General features: G+C 61.8%; 5 protein-coding genes. 2 read left to right on the top strand and 3 right to left on the bottom strand.

From position 1 onward, the window contains the following. Nucleotides 1–33 precede the first annotated feature (33 nt). The 3 genes from choV to ACK1U9_RS09365 all read right to left on the bottom strand — a co-directional run bounded on the left by choV (nt 34) and on the right by ACK1U9_RS09365 (nt 3,086). Complete coding sequence (choV, locus tag ACK1U9_RS09375) at nt 34–1,212, bottom strand: choline ABC transporter ATP-binding protein (RefSeq protein ID WP_003257485.1); 1,179 nt, start codon at nt 1,210–1,212, stop codon at nt 34–36. Beyond that, nucleotides 1,209–2,057 carry a choline ABC transporter permease subunit gene (choW, locus tag ACK1U9_RS09370; protein WP_169774667.1) on the bottom strand — a complete coding sequence of 283 codons (849 nt, stop codon included), beginning with the start codon at nt 2,055–2,057 and terminating at the stop codon, nt 1,209–1,211. The genes choV and choW overlap by 4 nt, the downstream gene beginning before the upstream one ends. An 81-nt stretch (nt 2,058–2,138) precedes the next feature. Then, nucleotides 2,139–3,086: a choline ABC transporter substrate-binding protein gene (locus tag ACK1U9_RS09365; RefSeq protein ID WP_046614496.1), complete on the bottom strand. Its 948-nt coding sequence runs from the start codon at nt 3,084–3,086 to the stop codon at nt 2,139–2,141. 453 nt (nt 3,087–3,539) lie between these two features. Here ACK1U9_RS09365 and ACK1U9_RS09360 point away from each other — a divergent pair, with 453 nt between their 5' ends. Continuing rightward, nucleotides 3,540–4,916, top strand: coding sequence for an L-serine ammonia-lyase (locus ACK1U9_RS09360; RefSeq protein WP_046614495.1), 1,377 nt, complete (start codon nt 3,540–3,542; stop codon nt 4,914–4,916). Nucleotides 4,917–5,435: 519 nt separating this feature from the next. After that, the coding region (gbdR, locus tag ACK1U9_RS09355) for a choline metabolism transcriptional regulator GbdR (RefSeq protein ID WP_449109842.1) at nt 5,436–6,497 on the top strand (1,062 nt) is incomplete at its 3' end.

The raw sequence follows: 6,497 nt of genomic DNA, 5'->3' as shown, positions 1-6,497 counted from the left end.
CCGGCGATGGGCCGCAACGCGGCCCCAATGGCATCAACCGTGATTCTTGCCGAGCAATGCGTGGTACAGCTCGGTATCCCCAAGAATCCCCACCACCTTGTCGTTATCCTGCAACACCAGCTTGTTGCCGGTCTGGTAACGAATCTGCAGCGCCTCGCGCATGCCGATATCGGCATTGACCAACGTTGGGCGGCGGCCCAGCAGCTCCACATCCTGCCCAGGTGCCCAGTTCTGCAGGTCCAGCCCGTTCTGCCCTTGGCGTGCGCGCTTGATCGAGCCACCTTCGCCAAGGTCCAGCCACGAGTCGATACCCGGGTCCAGGCATACCGAACCATTCACCCGCTTGCAGTTGTCCAGGCTGCGCATCAGGCTGCGCCCGCACAGCACGTTCAGCGGGTTGGTGTGGGCGACGAAGGTACGTACATACTCGTCGGCCGGGTTGAGCACGATCTCTTCCGGCTTGCTGTACTGGATGATCCGGCCATCCTTCATGATGGCGATGCGGCTACCCAGCTTCAGCGCCTCGTCCAGGTCGTGGCTGACGAACACGATGGTCTTGCTCAGCTTGGCCTGCAGGCCAAGCAACTCGTCCTGCAGGCCCTGGCGGATCAGCGGGTCCAGTGCCGAAAACGGTTCGTCCATCAGCAGGATGTCGGCATCCATCGCCAGCGCCCGGGCCAGGCCCACGCGCTGCTGCATGCCGCCAGACAATTCGTCCGGTTTCTTGTTGCGCCACTGGGTCAGGCCCACCAGCTCGAGCTTCTCGTCGACCAGCTTGCGCCGTTCCTTCTCGGGGCGGCCCTGCATTTCCAGGCCAAAGCTGATGTTCTCGCGCACGGTCAGCCAAGGCATCAGGGCGAATTTCTGGAACACCATGGCAATGCGCTTGGTGCGCATCATCTTCAGCTCGGCGGGGGTGCAGTGGGCAATGTCGATGTGCTTGCCTTCGTGCTCGACGAACAGCTTGCCGCGGCTGACGGTGTTGAGGCCGTTGATGCAGCGCAGCAAACTCGACTTGCCCGAGCCGGACAGGCCCATCAGCACGCAGATCTCACCCTTCTGGATATCCAGGTTGGCCTTCTCGACACCCACCACCAGACCGGTCTGCTTGAGGATCTGCTCGCGGGTCTGGCCTTGGTCGAGCAGCGCCAGCGCTTCGCGCGGCTTGTTGGAGAAGATGACGTCGACGTCTTCGAAACGAATGATGCTCATGCTTCACCCCTTACCGGCAGGTCCGGTTGCTTGCAGATACGGTCGAGCATGATCGCCAGCAGCACGATCGCCAGGCCCGCTTCGAAGCCCAGGGAAATATCGGCGGTGTTCAGTGCGTTGACCACAGGTTTGCCCAGGCCGTCAGCGCCGACCAGGGCGGCGATCACCACCATCGATAGCGACAGCATGATGCACTGGGTAACGCCGGCGGCGATGCTTGGCATCGCATGCGGCAGTTCAATACGGGTGAGCAGCTGGCGCCGTGAGCAGCCAAAGGCCTTGCCGGCATCCATCAGCTCCTGCGGGACGTCGCAGATGCCCAGATAGGTGAGACGGATCGGCGCGGCGATGGCAAACACCACTGTCGAGATCAGCCCCGGTACCACACCCAGCCCGAACAGGGTCAGGGTAGGGATCAGGTAAACGAAGGTAGGTACCGTCTGCATCAGGTCGAGTACCGGGCGCATGGCGGTATAGAACATCGGTTTGTGCGCGGCGACGATGCCCAGTGGCACGCCGATGGCCACGCAAACCACCGTGGCGAAGGTGACCTGCGCCAGGGTTTCCATGGTTTCCTGCCAGTAACCCAGGTTGAGGATCAGCAGGAACGACAAGGCCACGAATGCGGTCAGCGCCCACTTGCGCTGAATGAAATGCGCCAAGGCGGCGAACAGAGCGATGAGCACGAACGGATTGAAGAAAGTCAGGGCGCTGGTGACGCCATGGATCATGAACTCCAGGCCTTGCGCGATGGCGTCGAAGTAATTCGCGCCGTTCTGGGTCAGCCACTCGACGAACGACGCGATGTACTGGCCCAGGGGTATTTTCTGATCGATAAGCATGATAGCGAGCTTCCACCTGCATAGATTGAAATCAACCCGGGGCAGGCATGGGCCTGCCCCGAGGTAGCGCTATTGCGTATTTCGTTATTGCGTCAGCTTGGCCTTGGCCGCCTCAAGGCCGGGTTTGCCATCCACGGTGGTTACGCCGGCCAGCCAGGCATCCAGTTTGCCAGGGTTGTCCTTGAGCCACTTCTTGGCCGCCGCCTCGGGTTTCATCTTGTCGTCCAGGACATAGCCCATCATGGTGCTTTCATCCTTGAGCTCGAACGACAGGTTCTTCAACAGCTGGCCAACGTTGCTGCATTCCTGCACATAGCCCTTGCGGGTGTTGGTCAATACGGTCGCCTTGCCGAAGTCGGGGCCGAAGAACTCGTCCCCGCCGGTCAGGTACTGCATCTTGAAGCGAGTGTTCATCGGGTGCGGTTCCCAGCCGAGGAACACGATGGCCTCGCCGCGCTTCTGCGCACGGTCAACCTGCGACAGCATGCCGGCCTCGCTGGACTGGACGATCTTGAAGCCGGCGTCCTTCAGGCCGAAGGCGTTCTTGTCGATCATGCTCTGGATGGTGCGGTTGCCATCGTTGCCGGGCTCGATGCCGTAGATCTTGCCGTCCAGCTCCTTCTTGAACTTGGGAATGTCGCTGAAATCCTTCAGGCCCTTGTCATACAGCGCCTGGGGTACGGCCAAGGTGTACTTGGCGTTTTCCAGGTTGGCGCGCACTGTTTCGACAGTACCGGCGTCGCGGTACTGCTTGATGTCGTTCTCCATGGTCGGCATCCAGTTGCCGAGAAACACGTCCAGGTCCTTGCCGGTGGCCAGCGACTTGTAGGTCACCGGTACCGAGATCATGGTGGTGTGGGTCTTGTAACCCAGTGCTTCGAGCACAACGCTGGTGGTCGCGGTGGTTACCGTGATGTCGGTCCAGCCGACATCCGAGAACCGTACCGTCTGACATTGCTCGGGTTCGGCGGCCTGGGCCAGCAAAGGCGCGGACAGCAACGCAACCAGCAACAGCGAGGGTGAACCTTTCATGGATGGACTCCTGTGATTTTGTCTTCGGGTTCGCGTGGGTCGCCGGGCTTTCTCAGGGTCCGGTCGACCAGGCCTGCAGAGGGCAGGATGCGTGGCCGTGCTTTACGAGTCGCTTTCGATAATCCTCCAGCGCTGGGCAATCGCCTACTGGTGGGGTCGTAACCAGTACGGAACGGGTCGTATCCAGTATGGGCGATGTCGCTTATGGATTTTTCCACCCCCTCAGCCGCATTTTTACGTCACCAGGCCGCCGGAAAGCGGCGTGGCGAGGGCAGCTCCCCGGTAGAAAACAGCGCGGCGCTGCTGGACAAAAGTACGTCGGTTGCAGACGGCGAGGGGGTTGGTAAAAGCCCGATGATGCGTGCATTCAAGGCGGCCCGCTGCTTCAGCCTAGCAGCTGCCCCGCCCTGCGCATGGCGCGCAGAGACAAGCCCAGCAAGAGGTGATTCGACAATGGCCATCAGCGTGTTCGACCTGTTCAAGATCGGTGTCGGGCCCTCCAGCTCCCACACCGTCGGCCCCATGCGTGCTGGCGCCCTGTTCGTCCAGGGCCTGCGCGAACGCGGCGAGCTGGAACGTGTGAAGCGGATCGAAGTGCGCCTGTATGGCTCGCTGTCGGCCACGGGGGTGGGGCATGGCACCGACAATGCCACCATCATGGGCCTGATGGGTGAATGGCCGGACGCCATCGACCCGACCCAGATCGCGCCGCGTATCGCCGACCTGCGCGAAACCAACACCCTGCAGCTGGACAGCCGCCTGCCCATCGAATTCGTCTGGGCCCGCGACATGCTGCTGCTGGACGAGAACCTGCCGTACCACCCCAACGCAATGACCCTGATCGCCGAAGGCGAGCAGGGCGAGCTGCATCGCGACACCTATTACTCGGTGGGTGGCGGCTTCGTGGTCGATGCCGCCCAGGCCGCCAGTGGCGTACTGGATGCGGACCAGACAGTGCTGCCGTACGACTTCAACAGCGCCGCCGAACTGCTGCGCCTGTGCAAGCAAAACGACCTCAGCGTGTCGCAATTGATGATGGCCAACGAGAAGGTCTGGCGCAGCGAGGAAGAGATCCGCGCCGGCTTGCACAAGCTGTGGGAAGCCATGCAGGAATGCGTCAACAACGGCCTCAAGTACGAAGGCACGCTGCCCGGCGGGTTGAACGTGCGCCGCCGCGCCGCAAAGCTGCACCGCAGCCTGCAGGAAATCGGCAAGCCCAACGTGATCGGCTCGACCATGAGCGCCATGGAATGGGTCAACCTGTTCGCCTTGGCGGTCAACGAAGAAAACGCCGCCGGTGGGCGCATGGTGACCGCGCCGACCAACGGTGCGGCGGGCATCATCCCGGCGGTGCTGCACTATTACATGCGCTTCAGCGATGCGGTGGATGAATCCAGCGTGGTCGACTTCTTCCTCGGTGCTGCCGCGGTGGGCATCCTGTGCAAGAAGAATGCGTCGATCTCCGGTGCCGAAGTGGGCTGCCAGGGTGAAGTCGGCTCGGCTTGCGCCATGGCAGCAGCGGGCCTTGCCCAAGTGCTGGGCGCGACCCCGCCTCAGGTGGAGAACGCTGCCGAAATTGCCCTGGAGCACAACCTGGGCCTGACCTGCGACCCGGTCGGCGGGTTGGTACAGGTGCCATGCATCGAGCGCAACGCGATTGCTGCGGTAAAGGCCATCAACGCGGTGCAGATGGCCCTGCGTGGTGATGGCGAGCACTTCATTTCCCTCGACCAGGTAATCCGCACCATGCGCGATACCGGGGCCGACATGCACGACAAGTACAAAGAGACCTCGCGCGGTGGTTTGGCAGTCAGCGCGATCGAGTGCTGATAGCTTGATCTGACATCAAGGGCCTCTTCGCGGGTGAACCCGCTCCCACAGGTACTGCGTTGCTCTCACTCGCGGTGCTGTACTTTTGGGAGCGGGTTTACCCGCGAAGACGCCCTTGAGTTTGAGGCAGGTGCAGCACCGCCCCCCAATGCCCCCTAATGGTGCAAGCGCGGCGCATACCGATCGTCGGGTGTCGTTATCAGTGTGGGCGTTGTCGGTGACACTCAATAGTGTCGTTTCTGGGCATCCTACACTGCGCGTGTCACCAAAATGCTCAGCCGTTACACGCACAGCGCCTAGCACGCCCGTTCTACGAAGATTGGCCAACTCGATCAAAGCACCTGATTTGTCTAACAAAGGCGTCGTTTTCAGGTTTTTTTGGATAGCCGTTCAATTTCAGGCACGGCGTTTGCGTTGAGATTGGCACCAAGGCCCCTGCACATGAAACCGGGGCCATACATAACAAGAAATCAGTGCTCGCCTGAGGCACACCCTGCATTTGTGTGAGGAGAAATCGCGATGACGTCGTACACCTCCGGGAACCCAACCCAGAACCGCACAGCCCCCCAGTCCATCGGGTTTCTCCTACTGGACAATTTCACCCTCATTTCCCTGGCATCGGCCGTGGAGCCGCTGCGCATGGCCAACCAGCTTTCCGGCCGCGAACTGTACCGCTGGCACACCCTCACCGCCGATGGTGGGCAGGTGTGGGCCAGCGATGGCTTGCAGATAACCCCTGACGCCGCCATGCACAGTGCGCCGCCCATCGATACCGTGATTGTCTGTGGCGGCGTGGGCATCCAGCGCAGCGTTACCCGCGAGCATGTCACCTGGTTGCAAACCCAGGCCCGTCAGTCGCGCCGTCTGGGCGCGGTATGTACCGGTAGCTGGGCCTTGGCCTGTGCGGGTCTGCTGGATGGTTTCGATTGCAGCGTGCACTGGGAATGCCTGGCGGCCATGCAGGAGGCCTACCCGCGGGTCAACATGAGTACCCGCCTGTTCACCCTCGACCGTAACCGCTTCACCAGCTCCGGCGGCACCGCGCCGCTGGACATGATGCTGCACCTGATCAGCCGCGACCACGGCCGTGAACTGTCGGCAGCGATTTCCGAAATGTTCGTCTACGAGCGCATCCGCAACGAGCAGGATCACCAGCGCGTGCCGCTCAAGCACATGCTTGGCACCAACCAGCCTAAGCTGCAGGAAATCGTCGCGTTGATGGAGGCCAACCTTGAAGAGCCGATCGACCTGGACGAACTGGCAGTGTACGTGTCGGTATCGCGCAGGCAGCTCGAGCGCCTGTTCCAGAAGTACCTGCACTGTTCGCCGTCGCGTTACTACCTGAAGCTGCGTCTGATCCGCGCCCGGCAGCTGCTGAAGCAGACGCCGATGTCGATCATCGAAGTGGCGTCGGTGTGCGGCTTCGTGTCTACGCCGCACTTCTCCAAGTGCTACCGCGAGTACTTCGGTATTCCGCCGCGTGACGAGCGCGTGGGCTCCAACACTGCGCAGCAGGTGGCAATGATGCCGATCCCGCAAGCCATGACCCTGTCGCCGCACAGTGGGCCGATGGCGGCCCTG

The sequence above is a fragment of the Pseudomonas sp. XP1 genome, assembly GCF_053557675.1.
Note: the sequence above shows the minus strand (reverse complement) of the source record. Positions and strands in the feature narration are given on the sequence as shown.

Excerpts from the sequence above, each read along its gene's own strand:
- choV (WP_003257485.1), bottom strand. The coding sequence starts at position 1,212 with ATGAGCATCATTCGTTTCGAAGACGTCGACGTCATCTTCTCCAACAAG.
- ACK1U9_RS09365 (WP_046614496.1), bottom strand. The coding sequence starts at position 3,086 with ATGAAAGGTTCACCCTCGCTGTTGCTGGTTGCGTTGCTGTCCGCGCCT.
- ACK1U9_RS09360 (WP_046614495.1), top strand. The coding sequence starts at position 3,540 with ATGGCCATCAGCGTGTTCGACCTGTTCAAGATCGGTGTCGGGCCCTCC.